Source organism: Chloroflexota bacterium (assembly GCA_035652535.1).
Lineage (GTDB): Bacteria > Chloroflexota > UBA6077 > UBA6077 > SHYK01 > DASRDP01.
Genome location: DASRDP010000036.1, coordinates 35,042 through 52,172 on the forward strand (window position 1 = coordinate 35,042; position 17,131 = coordinate 52,172).

At 66.4% G+C, this 17,131-nt stretch carries 14 protein-coding genes; 11 read left to right on the forward strand and 3 right to left on the reverse strand.

The window, feature by feature from the left end:
* Window positions 1-24 precede the first annotated feature (24 nt).
* The 11 genes from groL to VFC51_04635 all read left to right on the forward strand — a co-directional run bounded on the left by groL (window position 25) and on the right by VFC51_04635 (window position 13,705).
* The gene (gene groL, locus VFC51_04585; GenBank protein HZT06283.1) at window positions 25-1,650 is read left to right on the forward strand and encodes a chaperonin GroEL; all 1,626 of its coding nucleotides are present in this window, start codon (window positions 25-27) and stop codon (window positions 1,648-1,650) included.
* A gap of 57 nt (window positions 1,651-1,707) precedes the next feature.
* On the forward strand, window positions 1,708-2,973 hold the full coding sequence (locus VFC51_04590; GenBank protein HZT06284.1) for a Rieske 2Fe-2S domain-containing protein: 1,266 nt from the start codon (window positions 1,708-1,710) through the stop codon (window positions 2,971-2,973).
* Between the two features lie 164 nt (window positions 2,974-3,137).
* Complete coding sequence (locus tag VFC51_04595) at window positions 3,138-3,929, forward strand: HAMP domain-containing sensor histidine kinase (GenBank protein ID HZT06285.1); 792 nt, start codon at window positions 3,138-3,140, stop codon at window positions 3,927-3,929.
* On the forward strand, window positions 3,926-4,666 hold the full coding sequence (locus tag VFC51_04600) for a response regulator transcription factor (GenBank protein ID HZT06286.1): 741 nt from the start codon (window positions 3,926-3,928) through the stop codon (window positions 4,664-4,666). The genes VFC51_04595 and VFC51_04600 overlap by 4 nt, the downstream gene beginning before the upstream one ends.
* Before the next feature lie 353 nt (window positions 4,667-5,019).
* A complete protein-coding gene (locus VFC51_04605; GenBank protein ID HZT06287.1) occupies window positions 5,020-5,847 on the forward strand; it encodes a response regulator transcription factor in 828 nt (275 codons plus the stop codon).
* A 301-nt stretch (window positions 5,848-6,148) separates the two neighbouring features.
* Window positions 6,149-7,399, forward strand: a complete 1,251-nt coding sequence (locus VFC51_04610) for an MFS transporter (GenBank protein HZT06288.1) — start codon at window positions 6,149-6,151, stop codon at window positions 7,397-7,399.
* A 30-nt stretch (window positions 7,400-7,429) separates the two neighbouring features.
* Window positions 7,430-8,827, forward strand: coding sequence for a mercuric reductase (locus VFC51_04615; GenBank protein ID HZT06289.1), 1,398 nt, complete (start codon window positions 7,430-7,432; stop codon window positions 8,825-8,827).
* Window positions 8,824-9,681: a metallophosphoesterase gene (locus VFC51_04620; GenBank protein HZT06290.1), complete on the forward strand. Its 858-nt coding sequence runs from the start codon at window positions 8,824-8,826 to the stop codon at window positions 9,679-9,681. The genes VFC51_04615 and VFC51_04620 overlap by 4 nt, the downstream gene beginning before the upstream one ends.
* A 27-nt stretch (window positions 9,682-9,708) precedes the next feature.
* Window positions 9,709-10,956 (forward strand): D-alanyl-D-alanine carboxypeptidase, encoded by a 1,248-nt coding sequence (locus VFC51_04625; protein ID HZT06291.1) that lies wholly within the window; start codon window positions 9,709-9,711, stop codon window positions 10,954-10,956.
* Window positions 10,957-11,024: 68 nt separating this feature from the next.
* Complete coding sequence (locus VFC51_04630) at window positions 11,025-12,752, forward strand: ABC transporter substrate-binding protein (GenBank protein HZT06292.1); 1,728 nt, start codon at window positions 11,025-11,027, stop codon at window positions 12,750-12,752.
* Between the two features lie 29 nt (window positions 12,753-12,781).
* Window positions 12,782-13,705 carry an ABC transporter substrate-binding protein gene (locus VFC51_04635; GenBank protein HZT06293.1) on the forward strand — a complete coding sequence of 308 codons (924 nt, stop codon included), beginning with the start codon at window positions 12,782-12,784 and terminating at the stop codon, window positions 13,703-13,705.
* A gap of 3 nt (window positions 13,706-13,708) precedes the next feature.
* Here VFC51_04635 and VFC51_04640 read toward each other — a convergent pair whose 3' ends face one another.
* From VFC51_04640 to VFC51_04650, 3 genes are read right to left on the reverse strand one after another with little or no spacing between them, the layout of a single operon-like run.
* Window positions 13,709-15,151: a PQQ-binding-like beta-propeller repeat protein gene (locus VFC51_04640; protein HZT06294.1), complete on the reverse strand. Its 1,443-nt coding sequence runs from the start codon at window positions 15,149-15,151 to the stop codon at window positions 13,709-13,711.
* Between the two features lie 34 nt (window positions 15,152-15,185).
* Window positions 15,186-16,220 (reverse strand): ABC transporter substrate-binding protein, encoded by a 1,035-nt coding sequence (locus VFC51_04645; GenBank protein HZT06295.1) that lies wholly within the window; start codon window positions 16,218-16,220, stop codon window positions 15,186-15,188.
* Window positions 16,221-16,263: 43 nt separating this feature from the next.
* Complete coding sequence (locus VFC51_04650; GenBank protein HZT06296.1) at window positions 16,264-17,130, reverse strand: ABC transporter permease; 867 nt, start codon at window positions 17,128-17,130, stop codon at window positions 16,264-16,266.
* Between the last annotated feature and the right edge of the window lies 1 nt (window position 17,131).

Genomic DNA, 17,131 nt, shown 5'->3' on the forward strand with positions numbered 1-17,131 from the left:
CCCGAGAAGCAGTGAGGAGGAGGAATGCCGGCCAAGCAGCTCATCTACAGTGAAAAGGCGCGCGATTCGCTGAAGCGCGGGATGGATACCCTCGCCGATGCTGTGAAGATCACCCTCGGCCCCAAGGGCCGCAACGTTGTGCTCGACAAGAAATTTGGCCCGCCAACAATTACCAACGACGGGGTCACCATCGCCAAGGAGATCGAGCTGGAGGACCCCTTCGAGGACATGGGGGCGCAGCTCCTGAAGGAAGCCGCCACCAAGACGAACGACGTCGCGGGCGATGGGACGACGACCGCCACCGTGCTGGCGCAGGCCATCATCAGCGAGGGGTTCAAGAACGTCGCTGCGGGCGCCAACCCCATGTACCTGAAGCAGGGAATCGAGAAAGGCGTTGACGCGATCGTGGGAGCGCTGAAGGACATGAGCCTCCCGGTTCAGGGCAAGAAGGAGATCTCGCAGGTCGCGTCGATCTCCGCGGCCGACCAGGAGATCGGCGACCTCATCGCCGACGTCATGGACAAGGTGGGGAAAGACGGCGTCATCACCGTCGAGGAGTCCAAAACCCTCAAGTACGAGACCGAATTCGTCGAGGGGATGCAGTTCGACCGGGGCTACATCAGCCCGCATTTCGTGACCAACACCGAGCGCATGGAAGTCGAGCTTGAGGATCCGCGCATCCTCATCACCGATAAGAAGATCAGCGCCATCACCGACATCCTCCCGATTCTTGAGGGCTTCATCCAGTCCGGGCAGCGCAACCTCGTCATCATCGCCGAGGACGTCGACGGCGAGGCGCTCGCGACCCTCGTGGTCAACAAGCTGCGGGGCACGCTGAACGTCGTCGCGGTGAAGGCGCCGGGCTTTGGCGACCGGCGGAAGGCAATGCTCGAGGACATTGCGATCCTCACGGCGGGCGCTGTTATCACCGAGGAGGCGGGTCGGCGACTCGACCAGGCCGGGCCCCAGGATCTCGGGACGGCGCGCCGCGTGGTCGTCAACAAGGACAACACAACGATCATCGAGGGAGCTGGAACGGACCAGGCGATCCAGGCGCGCATCCAGCAGATCCGCGCCCAGATCGATACCACCACCTCCGAGTTCGACAAGGAAAAGCTCCAGGAGCGACTGGCCAAGCTGGCCGGCGGTGTCGCCGTGATCCGCGTTGGCGGCGCCACCGAGGTGGAGCTGAAGGAGAAGAAGCACCGGGTTGAGGATGCCCTCTCGGCGACACGCGCGGCTGTCGAAGAAGGCATCGTGCCCGGTGGCGGCGTGGCTTTCGTCAACGCGGTGAGCGCGTTGGACAAGGTGCTGACCGACAATGCCGACGTGCGCACCGGCGTCAACATCCTCCGCCGCGCGCTCGAGGAGCCCATTCGCCGCATCGCGTACAATGCCGGCCAGGAAGGCTCCGTGATCATCGAGGAGATCCGCCGGCGCAACCAGCCGCGTCTCGGCTACGACGCGGCGCGGGGGGAGTTCGCCGACATGGTCGACCGCGGCATCATCGATCCCCTGAAGGTCACCCGGTCCGGTCTGGAAAACGCGGCGTCGGCCGCGTCGATGATTCTGACCACGGAGACGCTCGTCACCGACGTTCCTCAGCCGGAGCCGCCGCCCATGCCGCACAGCCACGACATGGATTTCTAGCGTGATCGGTGGGCGCTCCCGCCCGTTGGCGGGAGCGCCCAAGATTGGGGTGAACGAATGCTCTCCACGGAAGAGAACGCGCTGCTGACCCGCACCGGCCCGGGCACGCCGATGGGAGAGCTGTTTCGGCGGTTTTGGCTCCCCGCCCTCCTCTCCGAGGAGCTACCCAATTCGGACTGTCCTCCGATCCGGCTGCGCCTGCTCTGCGAGGACCTCGTTGCCTTTCGCGACTCAACAGGGCGCGTGGGAATCCTCGGGGCCCACTGCCCGCACCGAGGCGCGTCGCTCTTCTTCGGCCGCAACGAAGAGCGCGGGCTGCGTTGCGTCTACCATGGCTGGAAGTTCGACGCGGACGGCCATTGCGTCGACATGCCCAACGAGCCACCGGAGAGCAATTTCAAGGACAAAGTTCACGCTCCCTCCTACCCCACCCGCGAGCGTGCCGGCCTCATCTGGATCTACATGGGCCCCGCCGACCGGCGTCCATCGCTACCGGAGCTGGAGTGGGCGCGCGTGCCCGACGACCATCGGCTCGTCGCCAAGTGGCTCCAGGAAACCAATTACCTCCAGGGCTTCGAGGGCGACATTGACACGTCTCACGCATCGTTCCTGCACACCTATCTCGACCCCAGCCAATCGCCGGGCGACCGGACCATTCGCCCCGACCTCAAGGCCGCCGACCGAGCGCCCAAAATCATCGTGGATCAGACGGACTACGGCTTTCGCTATGGGGCAAAGCGGCGCGTGGGCGACGGGACCTTCAACTGGCGGATCACCCAGTGGCTCATGCCAACGTACAGTCTGATCGGCTTTATCGACTTCCCCGCCAACGGTCGCTGCTGGATCCCCATCGACGACGAACACACCTGGACATTCTTTTTCCACTTCCACCCCGAGCGGCCACTCACTGAGAAGGAGCGGGCAAGCTTCGCCTCGGGGCGCGCCTTCCCACCGCACCTCATCCCGGGCACCTATCGTCCGCTGCGCAACCGGGAGAACGAGTACATGCTGGACCGCGAGCTGCAGCGCACCTCGACGTACACGGGCATCTACGGGGTCAACGATCAGGACCGGGCCATCCAGGAGAGCATGGGCGCCATCTACGACCGAACACAGGAGCACCTGGCGACCGCCGACACCGCCGTGATTGCCGCACGCCGGCGGCTCATCCAGGCGGTGCGCGACCTTCAGCGCGGCATCGAGCCGTATCCCGCATCCCACGGCGACCTGTACCACGTGCGGGCGCTGGACGCGGTCACCAACCACGATGACATGCGCGCGCTGCTCGCCGACTTCGGGGACCGCGTCGTCGCGAGCGTTTGACGATGTGTGGAGCGGTGCTCTCTGGCGCCACGTCTCTCTGGCGCCACGTCTCTCTGGCGCCGCGTGACGTCGCGGGTCCGTGCGTGCGGGGATTCACAGAGCCTTATGTATACTGACTAAAGAGCCGTTCGCATAGCCTCATCCGTACCCCTTTTGGCGGATGCATGAGCGCGCAAAGCTTGAGCTCCCACTCCATCGACTCCCCCGATCGAAGCGATGGGCTCACATCGCTCGTTTCCGGTGGGGAGGAGTTTATCTCGCGCATCGCCCATGACTTGCGCACGCCCTTGGCGGCTATCAAGGCGGCGATCGGCGTCGTGATTGCCAACGAGCCGCCGGGCACGACGGACCCCATTCGACGCATGCTCCACAACATCGACCACGCCGCGGACCAGATGAACAGCCTTATCGCAAATGCGTCCGAGCTGTCGCGCCTCACCACGGGACGCGACGAAATCCATCTCGGGCCCACCAACCTCGGGGACGTGGCGATTCGGGCGGCGAAGGCGGCGGAGGCGAGCGCCCGACGGCTGGACCAGCACGTCGACGTGCACGTGCCGTCCGCGCCAAGACCGATCATGGCGGACGCGCGCCGCGTGGAACGCGCGGTGTTGAACATGATCGAGAATGCCCAGCGATTTGGCCCCCGAGGCGGCGCGATCTCCGTGTCGGTCGATCAACGCCACGACGAGACGGTGATTTCGATCGAGGACCAGGGGCCAGGAGTAGCGGCCGCGGACCGCGACCGCGTCTTCTCCGGCCAGGCCGACGGTTCGAGTCGTGTCGGACTCGGCCTGCCCGTCGCGCGCGTAATCGCCGAGCTTCACGGCGGCCGAGTCTGGGTGGACGACGCGCCCGGGGCGGGCGCAGCCTTCCACTTCGCGGTCCCAAACCGCGTGGCCGCACAATCCGATCTCTCTGGACCAGCGCGCGGCTTCAAGGATGGTGACTCATGAAAATTCTCATCGTGGATGACGACGAGCAGATCCTCGACGCCGTATCGGTCGGATTCCAAATGCAATGGCAGGATTGCTCCGTGTCCTCGGCCACGGACGGCGAGGCCGGCCTGCAGCGCTTCTACGAAGAGGACCCGGACGTGGTGGTCCTCGACGTCGCCATGCCCGGCAAGAACGGCTTCGAGGTTCTCCAGGAGATCCGGCGAATCTCCGACGTGCCGGTGATCATGCTGACCGCTCACGGCGAAGAGATGCAGCAGGTGCGCGGCCTGGAGCTGGGGGCGGACGACTACGTGGTCAAGCCCTTTAGCCATCTGGCGCTCCTGGCGCGCGTCAAGGCCGTGCTTCGCCGCGCGGAGCTGCCTCCGCCTGCCCGCGCTCTCCCGGACTTCGTGGCCGGGCCGCTGGCCATTAACTTCCAGAACCATCAGGTGGCGATCAAGGGCGAGCAGGTGAAGCTGACACCCGTCGAGTACAAGCTCCTGTATCACCTCGTGCGCAACGCCGGGCGCCTGATGCCCCACCAGGCCCTGCTCGACCGCGTCTGGGGTCCCGACTATGGCGCCACGCCAGACTACCTGAAGGTGTTCATCAGTCGGCTGCGCGCCAAGATCGAGCCCGACGCCGACGGGCCGAAGTACATCGAGAACGAGCGCGGGCTGGGTTACCGATTCGTTCGGCCGAAGGACGCCGCGCCAGCCCCCGCCTCAACGGCAGCGAACGGCGAGCAGCACTGAGCCTCCGGCCATTGGCCCTGAGACCTTCGGCTTCGCTCAGGACGGGCCTGTCGAAGGCGCACGGGATGGAATGGTCGAAGGAAGCGCGTCGGCCGCTCACCGCGCGCGGCTTGGCGCTCCGGTCATGCCGAGCGCAGCGAAGCATCTCTGGACATCCAGATCCTTCGGGCCCGCCCTCAGGATGACAGCGGGGCGCGGCCCTCAGGATGACAGCGGGGCGCCGCCCGGACAGCTCAGGAAAATGTTTACGCTGCTGTAACTGGCTGCTACGGTCGCGTTTCCTCTGTATCACCATACTGAGGCCAATTTGAGCGTCACGATTCGGCATCTCTATTACCTGGGTGGTGGCACATATGAAACTTCTCGTCATCGACGACGACCCCGCCGTGTGCGACGCGCTTCGCGTCTCGTTCACCTTCCAACGGCACGACTGTCGGGTCGGCGCCGCTGAGGATGGGCGCGCCGGGCTCCAGGCGTTCTTCGAGCAGCAGCCAGACGTTGTCGTGCTGGACATCGGCCTGCCCAAGATGAACGGGCTCGAGGTACTCGCGCGAATTCGAGAAGCGGCGCATACCCCTGTCATCATCCTGTCGGCTCGCGATGGCGAGCTGGACATCGTACGCGCGCTCGAGATGGGAGCGGACGACTACGTGACCAAGCCCTTCAGCTGCCTCGAGCTCATGGCTCGGATCCGCGCTCAGGCGCGGCGGGTGGACGCGGGCGCGCGCATCAGCACCGATCCGGAGACGTTCAGCGCCGACGGGCTCACCATCCACTTCCCGAGCCAGGAGGTGCGGGTCAACGGCGTTCGCGTTCCCCTGACGAACACCGAGTATCGGCTCCTCTATCACTTGGTTCGCAATGCTGGCCGCGTCATGCCGCACCGAACCCTGCTCCAGCTCGCCTGGGGTTCGGAAAGCTACGGCACAGATGTGGTTCGCGTGTACGTCAGCCGGCTTCGATCCAAGCTAGAGCCCAACTGCGAAAATCCGCGGTACATCTTCACCAAGGCAGGGCTCGGATACCTGTTCATGGGGCCCCAGAGCGACGGCGACGACAGCGACGTGACCGACGAGCTGGACGAGGTACCCGACATCCGGCGTGCGATTACCCTCGCTCGCCCAGCGCGAGATACGGACGAGCGCGAGGCGGTCGCGAGAACGTCACTGGCCGCCAGCTAACCCGGCGACGGCCGCCTCCGCGATGGCCCAACGGGTCGATGAAAAGCTCGTCTTGACCCTTTCGCCGGGCGGAGCGTGCTCGGCCTGGCTCAGCACGAACCATTCCGCCAGCTAGGTCCGTATCCTGCCGAGCGCGTCCCTCCCCGTATACTGGTGACAAGAGGTGTCGCCCACGAGCTGCTCGCGCCGTGCGCGGACTGGCGGGGGCGGCGCCATCCTTCCGCCAGGCATCTCCTTGGATTCAACGCTCACCTCAGAATCCGGGCCTGCGCCATCCGCCGGCCCTCAGGATTCGCGCTTATTGCCCTCCCCAGCCACGGGCCTGCTCGGGCTGCTGCTGCGCGTGCCCGCGTTTGGAGGGCTTCAATATCGGGAGTTTCGGCTCTTGCTCGCCGCGCAGTTCGGCAACAGCATGGGCATCTGGATGGACCAGGTGGCCCGAGGCTGGCTCTTGTACGACCTGACGGGTTCGACGGTGGACCTCGGGCTTGTGAGCGCGGTCAAGGTCCTCCCCCTCCTCCTGCTCTCGCCCGTGGCGGGAACGATGGCCGACCGCTACGGGCGGAAGACGCAGCTCATCGTAGCGCAGACTCTGAACGCCCTGGCCAATCTCATCCTGGGCACCCTCGTGATCAGCCGTCGGATCGAGCCGTGGCACGTGTTCGCCACGGGGTTCGTGGTCGCCGTTGTGCAGGTGTTCGAAGTGCCCGCCCGGCAGGCGATGATCTCGGAGACCGTCGATCGCGCCCATCTCACCAACGCCATCGGCCTCATGTCGATGGTCTTCAACGTCAGTCGCAGCCTGGGCCCAGCCGTCGCGGGCGGCCTCATCGCCGTCATGGGACCGGGCGGCTCCTACCTCGTGCAGGCGCTCATCTACGCCGCCTCAACCCAGTGGACAGTCCAGCTCCGCGTCCCGGACCGACCGCCCGTCACGTCGGAGGCGGGGCGATCCTTCGCGGCGACCACGTTCGCCGGGTGGAGCTACGTCGTGCACCACGCGTCCATTCGCAGTGTTCTTCTGGTGCTCGCGCTCGTCGGGACGTTCGGGATGTCGTTCGGGACACTGCTGCCGGTGTTTGCGCGCGACATTCTGCAGGTCGGATCGGCGGGCCAGGGGTTCATGCTCACGGCGATGGGAATCGGCGCGATCGTTGCGTCTTTCCTCGTCGCCTCCTTCGGCGAAACGCTCCCCAAAGGCGCACTGATCGTGTCCGCGGCCGCAGTCTATGGGCTCGGCGTTATGCTCTTCGCCCATTCGACGGCATTCCCGCTCTCGATGCTCCTCATGATCGGCATCGGATCCGCCAACGTGACCTCCGCGACCCTCACGCAGACCGTCGTCCAGGGCCATTCCAGCAAAGAGATGCGCGGCCGGGTCATGGGCGTCTTCCAACAAAACCAGATCCTCATCACCCTGGGGAGCGTCCTAGCAGGCGCGCTGGCCGCCACCTGGACATCGCAAACGGCGCTCACCATCATGGGTGCAATCCTGTCCGCGTCGGCGCTCGGCATCCTTTTCGCGAACCCCCAGATTCGGCGCATTCGGTAGTCCCGCCGATCTACACGTCGGAGGAAGTGCATGAGCCAGGCAAACGGCGAAGCCTATGACGCCATCGTCATCGGATCCGGCCAAGGGGGCGGCCCGCTCGCCACCGCGCTGGCCCGCGGCGGGCGAAAGACGGCGCTCGTCGAACGGAAGTGGGTTGGCGGAAGCTGTATTAACTACGGATGCACGCCCACGAAGACGATGATCGCCAGCGCGCGCGTCGCCTATCTGGCTCGGCGCGGAGCCGACTTTGGGGTCGCGACCGGTCCCGTCCGCGTCGATCTTGCGCGCGTTCGCCAGCGGAAGCGCGACATCGTCGAGAGCTTCCGGACCGGAAGCGAGCGCCGAATCGTGCAGACGCCGGGCGTCGACCTGATCTTTGGCGAAGCCAGCTTCGCAGGACCCCACACCGTCCAGGTCGCGCCGACCGATGGAGAGCCGCGGCGCCTCGCCGCGCCCATCATCTGCATCAACACAGGACTTCGACCGGTCGAGCCGCGAATCGAAGGCATCGATCGCGTGCCAACGCTCGATTCGACGGCCATACAGGAGCTGGACGAGGTTCCGGAGCATTTGGTCGTCCTGGGCGGCGGATACATCGGTGTGGAGTTCGGCCAGATGTTCCGCCGCTTCGGAGCGCGGGTCACCATTATCCAACACGGGGCGCATCTGCTCGATCGTGAGGACTCAGACGTCTCAGACGAGGTGGCCAAAATCCTGAGAGAGGACGGCATAGATGTGCTGCTCTCCAGTGAGGCCCAGCGGGCGGAGGTAGGCGCTGGTGGGCGCGTCCTCCTCTCTGTGCGGACCCCCGATGGAGAGCGCCGCCTCGACGGCTCGCACGTCCTGAAGGCGACGGGCCGCGCACCGGACGTGGCAGCCCTGAACCTCTCGGCGGCGGGGATTGCGACCACCGATCGGGGCGCCATTCGCGTGAACGATCGCCTCGAGACGAGCGTCCCCGGCGTGTACGCCATGGGCGACGTGAAAGGCGGGCCGGCATTTACCCACATCTCGTACGACGACTTCCGCGTGCTGCGGACGAACCTGGTCGACGGCGGCAGCGCGTCGATCGCGGGTCGGATCGTGCCGTATACCGTATTCATGGACCCGCAGCTCGGCCGCGTCGGCGCGACCGAGACCGAGGCCCGGAACGCCGGCCGCCCGATTCGCGTCGCGAAGATGCCCATGAGCTGGATCGCGCGGGCCCTCGAAGTCGACGAGTCCCGTGGCTTCATCAAAGTCGTCGTGGACGGGGAGAGCGATCAGATTCTCGGCTGCGCCGCGCTGGGTCTCGAGGGTGGCGAGCTGATGGCGATGATCGAGATCGCCATGATGGGACACCTCCCCTTCACCGCGCTTCGGGACGGGATCTTCGCCCACCCGACGTTGGCCGAGGCCTGGAACAACGTCTTCTCCGAGTTCCAATGAGGCGTGGTCCCGGCCGCTGGGTCGCGCCGTCGCTGGCGCTCGCATCCATCGCCCTCGGTTCACTGGGCGTCGTGTGCCGGGCAGCGATGAACGAAACGCGAAAGCTGGAGATTCGCCGACGGGTGGTCCGCTTGCCGCGTCTGTCAGACGCGTTCCACGGATATCGGATCCTGCACATCAGCGATCTCCACGTGGGCGGTTGGGCCCCGGGTCTCGATCACGTTCGCACCGCACAGTCGATCGGTGCGGACCTCATCGTCGTGACCGGCGATTTGATCGACCATGATCGGGACCGTGAGTCGTGCGCCGCGGCGTTGGGAGCGCTGCATGCGCCGGATGGCGTCTGGTGCGTTCTGGGCAACCACGACCACGCCGCCACGCGGTGTGTTGGCGGTGTCCATCGGTTCACGAACGACCTCGCGCGCCGCGGCGTTCGAACGCTGCGGAACGGGGCTTCGCCGATCTGTCGGGGCCGCGAGCGCCTCTGGCTGGTGGGCGTCGACGATCCGTACGAGTGGCGCGTTGATCTGGTCCAAGCCTACAATGGCATTCCCGAAGGTGCCCCGTCGATCCTTCTCGCCCACTCGCCGGACGTGCTGGCTTTCCTCCCGCCCGGTCGCGCGGACCTGGTTCTCGCGGGCCACTGCCATGGGGGCCAGATCCGCACACCCCTCGGCGCGGTCGTGACGCGCACGCGCAGGCGCTATCCGGACGTGCTCGGGCTCCAGCGCATCGACGGCACCCTCACGCACCTCTCCGGAGGCGTGGGCTCGACCATTCCATTGCGACTCCTCTGTCCACCGGAGGTCACCGTGCTCCACATCGTCGCGGGGGCTCACGCCCAGACCCGGTGAACACTCCAGACCAATTTGGGGGTTTCGGTGCGCGTCAAAATCCTCGCAGGCCTCGCGGTACTCCTTGCCCTCATCGCCGCAGGCGGGGTCTACGGCTGGGTGCAGCTGTCTCAGCCGATACCGCCGATCGTCGCCGCGACCTCCTTTCCCACAAGCCTCACCGTCGAGGGGGAGCCACCGGCGCTGCCCTGGCCGAGCCAGGGAGCAGCCGCGGTCGCCGTTCCGGAGATCGGCATCGTGGGGACGTCAGGGCCGAAGACGCCACGGCCGATCGCCAGCATCGCCAAGGTCATGACCGCCTACCTCGTGCTCACGGACCACCCGCTGGCGCCGCGTGAGCCGGGGCCGACCGTTGGCGTGACCGCCGAGGACGTGCGGATCTTCGAGGCCGATCTGGCCGATGGCCAGTCCGTTGTTCCCGTCGTCGCGGGCGAGCAGCTCACCGAGTACCAGCTCCTTCAGGCGCTCCTGCTTCCATCCGGAAACAACATCGCGGACCTTCTTGCGAAGTGGGACGCCGGCTCACGTGAGGCGTTCGTCGCGAAGATGAACGCGAAGGCGGGAGAGATGGGCATGTCGTCGACACGCTTCGCCGACGCCAGTGGCTACTCGCCGCAGACCGTGAGCACCGCGACGGATCTCATCATCCTGGGACAGGCCGCGATGCGGGAGCCGGTCTTTGCCGAAATCGTGGCCCAGCAGGAAGCCGCGATCCCCGTGGCGGAGCGCATCTTCAACGTCAACACCGACCTCGGTCGGGGCGGCAACATTGGGATCAAGACCGGCTCGACGCCCGAAGCGGGCGCCTGCTTCATGTTCGCCGCGCGCCGCACGGTGAACGACCGGGAGATGGTCCTCGTCGGCGCGGTTCTGGATCAACCCCAGCTTTCCGACGCCTTTGCTCGCTCCAGCGATATCGCGGCGGCAGCGGCCCGCGGCGTTCGAATGAGCCGCGTGCTGGACACCTCCACCGTCGTGGGGACCTACGCGGCGCCGTGGGGACCCAAGGTCGACGCGATGCCCGCTGAAAACGTGGACTTCCTGGCGTGGCCCGGTATGGCTGTGAGCGTCGAAGCGCAGCTCGATCCGATAGAAGCGCCCCTCCAATCAGGCGACCGCGTCGGGCTGTTGTCCTTGAAGCTGGGCGACCAGAGCAAGACGGTAGAGCTGGTCGCCAGCGGGTCGATTCCATCGCCCGGACGCACCTGGCGGCTGCTTCGCCCGCTTCGCGAGCTGGGGGTCGTGAGCAGCACCGCGGGAGCGGCGAATCGGTAGCCGCGCGCTTCGACCGGCTCCGTCCGAACGAGCCGACTCCTGCGCGCCCATCGACCCTGTGCTACGCTATGCGCGTGCACCGCTTTGGATCGATCGCCGCGGCCCTCGCCATCGCCGCCATCGCCGCCTGCGGCGCGCCGGCGCCGAGCCAGACGCCGAGCGCCGATCAGCGGTCCGCCCCCGCTCGCGCGCTTCCCCGCACGGTCCGCGTCGCAGTCGGGTCTGAGACCGATAATCTCTCCACCAAGCTGGGGGGTGGGACGAACGCCGCCGAGTACAACTTTTTGAACAACAGCCCCCTCGTGCTCCTCGACGAGCGGGGCGTCCCAAGCCCGCTGCTGGCCTCGGAGCAGCCCTCGCGCGACAACGGGACGTGGGTGGTCAATGCCGACGGCACCATGGAGACGACCTGGCGAATCCGATCCAACGCCCGATGGCACGACGGCGAGCCCGTCGTCGCCCGCGATTTCCAGTTCGCCCTGCGCGTGTATCTCGACGACGCGATGCCCATCTCCGATCGCATGCCCGAAATGCTGATGACGTCGGTCACCCCTGTGGACGACAAGACATTCGTGATCGCCTGGAAGCAGCCGTATCCAAAGGCCAACCTATTGATCCAGCGTGATCTCGAGCCCCTCCCGGTGCACATCGTCGGGTCGCTCTACGCGGCTGGCGACCCCGACGCGTTTCTCAACAACCGATTCTGGTCCTCTCCCGACTACGTTGGGACCGGCCCATATCGCCTGGTGGAGTGGGACCCTGGCGCCCAGCTCGTATACCAAGCATTCGACGGTTACTTCATGGGCCCACCCCCCATCGAGCAGATCGTGGTCCGAATCATTCCGGACACCAATACGGTCGTCGCGAATCTGCTGTCGGGCGACCTCGACACCGCTGTGGGGGCGACGGTCCTGGGCCAACAGGGCGGCGCGACGGTGCGCGAACGGTGGAATCAAACCGGCGAGGGCACCGTGATCGGTACGCCGGTGCGCTTCCGGTACAGCCAGATTCAGTTCGACGCCGCGTACCTGCTGCAGCCCGCGCTGCTCGACCTGCGCGTCCGACGCGCCATCGCCACCGGCGTGGACCGGCAGACGCTCGCTCAGGTGGTCACCCTCGGAGAGTCGGACGTGGCAGAGATTTACCTCATCCCGACCGATCCGCTCTTCGCCAAAGCGGATAGCGTCATCACCAAGTATCCGTACGATCCCGCGCGGGCGGCGTCGCTGCTCGCAGACGCCGGCTGGACGCGCCGTGGAGACACGCTCGTCAACAGCGCCGGCGAACCCTTCACCCTCGATATCCGCACCACACAGAATGAAGACAATTTGACCGAGATGCACATCATGGCGGCCGACTTGACCAAGCTTGGGATGGACATCACCGAGACCGTCGTCCCACAGTCCCGCATCAGAGACTCCGAATACCGCATCAAGTTCCCCGGCGTGAACAACACCGCCATGTCCATTGGCGTGCCCGACACGCTTCGGGTCGCGCTCAGCGCGGAATGCCCAGATCCTGCCCGTCGGTATTCGGGTAGCAATCGCGGCTGCTGGTCGAATCCTCAGTACGATCGGTTCTACGAGATCGCCAGCACCTCCCTCGATCCGAGCGACCGCGACGACGCCGTCGTTCAGGCTCTGCGCGTTCTGACCGAGAACCTCGGCGTCATTGGCCTGGGGCGCAACGCGGAGATGGTGCCCGTCCGCAAGGGCCTGGTCGGGCCCGGTCCGCGATGGCCAGGGCAGATCGGCGACACGTGGAACGTGCACCTCTGGCACTGGACCGATTCCTGACGTATCGAAGACGCGTTGCGGGTGGGCTCGTGCGTATTGCGGTTCCGGACCTGATCTCCAACTCGTATTTTCCCGCCATCGCCGCCGTCGAACTGGGCTTCTTTCGATCCGAGGGAATCGACGCGACGCTGGACCTGGTGTTCCCCGTGACGCGGGCGATGGAGTCGCTCCGCGATGGAGAGCTCGATCTCGTCGCGGGAGCCGCGCACGCCACCCTCGCGGCATTTCCGGACTGGCAGGGAGCCCGCCTCCTCGCCGCTCTCGCACAACACATGTACTGGTTTCTCGTCCTCCGATCCGATCTCCGAGTGCGCCGGGGCGATCTGACAGCGCTGGCCGGGTTGCGGATCGGCGCGGCGCCGGGCCCGGACGAGGGATTGCGGCAGCTCCTGATCGAGGCGGGCATCGACCCGGCATCGAACCGGATCGAGATCGGTCCAATCCCGACCGCGAACGCCGCCGGCGTTTCCTTCGGCGTGACCGCCGCCCGCGCCCTGGAGGAGGGCACCCTCGACGGGTTCTGGGCCAACGGGATGGGCGCGGAGGTGGCGGTCCGACGCGGAGTTGGATCGGTGGTGCTCGACGTTCGCCGAGGAGACGGGCCGCCCCCTGCACGCGGCTTTACGTTTCCCGCGCTGGTCGCCACGACGGACCTCATCGACCGCGAACCGACGCTGGTCGCGAGCGCCGTGCGCGCCGTCGTGCGCGCACAGCAGGCCCTGAAAGCGGAGCCGAGTTGCGCTACCCGGGTTGGGGAGCGGCTGTTTCCGCCACTCGAGGCGAGCCTGATCGCGGAGCTGATCCGCCGCGACACGCCCTACTACGACCCACGAATCGAGCAGGACACCGTCGAGCGCCTGAACCGCTTCGCCACGGCCCGCGGCCTGCTGTCGCACGCGGTGCCCTACTCGGGCGTGGTTGCCGCGGCGTTTCGCGATTGTTGGAGCGCCTAGCCACTACGGCGGGGCGCCGAACGCCAGCACGCTGTGGCCTGCCGGGACGAACAGCGCGTCGCCAACGGCCGACGGGGTGGTGAAGTGCGCGCGGATCGGCCCGTCCAACGACGTTCGCGATCGAATCGAGCCATCGGTCGGATCGATCTGGAGCAGCGCTGCATTTCGCTGATCGATCGACCAGACCGACCCGTAGGCGATGATGGGCGAGTTGAGCTGGCCCTCGCCCGCGCGCCACGCGATGCGAAACGCGCCGTCATCCACCTCGATCGCGGCGAGGCCGTCGACACACGGCACGATCAACGTCGGCGGCTCATAGGCTGCTCCTCCGTAGGCTCCGCGGCACACGCGCGCCGAGAATAGCTCGCCGCCAATCCCGCCCAATGCGCTTGCGCGCAGGAGATAGCCCATTCCGTTCTTGCCCGATTGCAGGACCTGGCCGGCGCCCACCAGCATCGGCCCGATCGAGCCGACGTCGGTATCGGTGGCGCTCAAGCTCGCCCAATTCGCGGGGGCCCAGTAGTCGAGGAGCTCCAGGTCCGGAGACAGTCGGACCACGGCATTCGCGTAGTCGAACGCGTCTTCCGACTCCCCGTTCCCGGTCGCGACCAGCAGCGAGCCGTCGCCATCGACCGCCGGACCGGGCGGCGCCCAGATCCCGGCCTCCCGCGGAGTTGGAACCTGGTAGGTGACCAGGTCGCCGGAGCCGTCGGCATTCACGCCGACCACCCAGCCGTGATAGGGCCCGCAATCGCCGAAGTTCCCCCCGAAGGCGACGTACACGCGACCGTTCGCCAGCGCGAGGGCGCCGCGCTGCTGGAGGAAACGCGGATCATCCCCCGGCGGGTCCACCGAGCGGTGGAAGAGCACCGAACCGGATTCGACGTTGAAGGCGTACAGCTCATGGTGGGTCGGTTGAACGCGGCCGACAGCGTACACGATGTTCGACGTCGAATCGATCACGGGGGTTGAGGTGAATCCGCTTGGATCGATGTTGCCGCACGGAAGGCTCGAAAGCGGCACTGGGTCCGCGACGTGCTGCTCCCAGATGATCTCGCCACTGGAGGCGTCCAAGGCGTATGCCGTGTCGTTTTCCGTGACGACGATCAGTCGCCCATTGATCGCGAGGGGCTCGGCATAGATTTCCGCGTCGAGATCGGCCCGCCATCGAAGGACCGGGTCGCCAAAGGTCGGCGTGCTCGGGCCCACGCCAGCCCGCTCGTTATTCCCGTGGTAGGTCGCCCAGCTCGCGCGCCCGTCGGCCGTCGGCGCGGCGACCTCGGCGACGGCTGGGCCCGCAGGCGGTGGCTGGCGCCTCGGGAGCGAGCCCGTGGACGGCGCGGCGCTACACGCGACGAGCCCGAAGGCGACGAGGCCGAGCGGCGCGGACGGGATGGGACGGAAGAGATCGCGCAATTCGGAATACCGTAGCCCAACTCCAGCCACCGCGGCTGGAGCGCCAGGAGCCGATCTGTCAAGATCAGCTCACGTTGGCGCCGACCTTTCGGTCCACGGCGTTTTGCACGAAGCTGGTGGTGATCATCTTGGTCACGTCCGCCTCGGTTGCCGGTTGGCCCTTGGCCTGGAGCTGATCGAGCACGTCCTTGAACTGATCGGTCGACGGGAATGGCTGGTCGGGCATCGTCTCGAGGAGAAAGTCGTACGTCGCGTTCATCGCCGCATCGTCGTCCGACTGGTAGTACTGCTTGAGGATCTGCACCGCGTACGCTCGATCGTTCCGCACCTTGGCCATGGCCTGCATGATGGAGTCCACGTATCGCTGCACCGCGTCCTTGTTGCCGTCCACGAACGAGCGCTGCATGACGATCGTGTTGTTGGACGCCGGCAGCTTCTGTGCCGCGAGATCGATGAGGGCGTGGAGTCCCTGCGCCTCCTGCTTGATCGAGCCGGGCGGATTATCGAGGCCGGCATCGATTGCACCGCTCAGCAGGGCCGCCGTCCGGTTCGCCAACGACCCGACGGGGACGATGGTAACGTCCTTGTCGGGATCGATCCCGTTGGCTTTCAAGGCCGTCCGGGTCGCGATGTCCGAGGACGAGCCCGGCTGACTCACCCCGATCTTCTTGCCGCGCAGATCGTCGATGGTCTTGATGCTGGGCTGGGCCATCAAATAGTAGGGGTAGACGCCTCCGACAACCCCGACGATCTCGAGGTCGGCGCCGCTGAGGTTTGCGCTCAGCGCCTCGGATCCGCCCGCGTGGGCTGCTTGGACCTGGCCGGAGAGGAGCGCCGCGATGGCGTTCGAGCTACTGATCTGCTGCAGGTCGACATCCAGCGAGTTCTTTTCAAAGATGCCGGACTCTTTCGCCACCCAGAGCGGGAGGTTACTGAAGACGATCTCGCTGTAGGCGATGGACATCTTGACGACGGGCGCGGCGCCTGTCGCCGGCGCCGTGGCGGCCGGACCCACCGGCTTCGCGCAGGAAGAAAGCGCCACAGCCGCCGCAATGATCGCCGCGACCCAACTGACCAGCCAACCCGTTTTCCGTGCCACACGCGCCTCCGTCATCTCGTTTGCCAGCTCAAGCCTCACACCGCTAGTCTGGCCGCCATGCCTGGTAGCGGCGCTCGATGGACTGCAGGAGATACGTCATTCCGAGGCCGGCCGACGAGAGAAGGATGAGCCCCGCAAACACCTTCGGCGTCTGGAACGTCGAGCCCGCCGTGGCCATCATGAGGCCGATACCGGCCTGGGCCGCGACCAGCTCGCCGACCACGACCCCAACGAGCGCATGACCGATCCCGAGCCGCAAGCCCGTGAGGATGAAGGGCACCGATCCGGGCAGCGCCACCGTTCGGAAGATCTGCGAGTCCGATGCGCCGAAGGAGCGGGCCGCCTTCACCCAGTTCGCGTCCAAGTTCCGAACGCCCGCCATCGTATTGATCACGATCGGGAAGATGGCGCCCAAAAAGACCACCGCCACCTTCGAATAGATCCCGATCCCGAACCAGATGATGAGCAGGGGAATGAGGGCGACCCGGGGCATGCTGTAGAAGAACGCGACGAAGGGATCGAGCGCGAAGGAGAGCCGCCGATACCAGCCCATCAGGAGCCCAAGCGGCATGCCGATGACGATGGCAAGGACGTACCCGTAGATCATCTCCTGTCCGCTGACCCACAGGTCGTTCCACAACGACCCGCCCTTTACCAGACCGACAAACGCGTTGAGCGTGTCGAAGGGGCCGGGCAGGAACAGGGCCGGTACCAGGCGCGCCGCGGTCACCGTATGCCAGACCACGAGAAACGCCACCACGGAAAGAATCCCGATGAGCGTCGACTCGTAGCGCTGCAGGCGGCTTGGCTGTCCGGGGATGCGCACCGGCTCGACGGCCACCGATGGGCCGGCGGTCAGCGCGCCATTTGCGCCGTGGAGCTTTTCCGATTGGGTTGCTGGCGCCGCCATG